This is a genomic window from Pseudomonas sp. MWU13-3659 (assembly GCF_023757525.1).
In the GTDB taxonomy this organism is placed as follows: Bacteria; Pseudomonadota; Gammaproteobacteria; order Pseudomonadales; family Pseudomonadaceae; genus Aquipseudomonas; species Aquipseudomonas entomophila_E.
The window spans coordinates 1-515 of record NZ_JAMSHW010000107.1 but is presented as its reverse complement, the minus strand read 5'-3'; the positions used below and the strand labels follow the sequence as shown (position 1 = coordinate 515).

Here is a 515-nt window from a genome sequence, read left to right as displayed (position 1 = left end):
TAGGCTCTGTATGAAAAAAGGTGTCGCAGACACCGCATGGAACAAGCCAGTGAAACCATGGCGGCGTAGCTTTTCGCAAGCTTGTCAAAGCGCGTCACGATCCGACGGTTCTCTTTCAGCCAGCCGAACATGCGCTCGATGATGTTGCGCTGTCGGTACTTGGGCCGGTCAAACAGTCTCGGTAAGCCAGGCTTGGGTTTGCGCTTCATTGAGCGCTTCGGGATGACGGGCTGCATTCGATATTGATCGCAGTAACGACGTAGTGCTTCGGCGTCGTAACCCTTGTCGGCGAGCAACCATTTGCAGCGTTTGCGTGGGCGACCAGGTTGGCTGGATGGAATGCTCACCTCGTCCAACAGTGGCTGGGCGTAGGTGATGTCACTGGCGTGCCCGCCAGAAAGAAGGAAACGTAACGGCACGCCGTTGGCGTCGCAGAGCATGTGGATCTTGGTAGTCAGGCCGCCACGGCTGCGACCTAAAGCGTGATCGGCAGGCTCGTCAGGCCCCCTTTTTTC

1 protein-coding gene is annotated in these 515 nt (G+C 57.5%); it reads right to left on the bottom strand.

Annotated elements, in window-relative coordinates; translation table 11 throughout:
* The coding region (locus tag NGM28_RS28520; RefSeq protein ID WP_252092554.1) for an IS5 family transposase at positions 1-515 on the bottom strand (515 nt) is incomplete at both ends.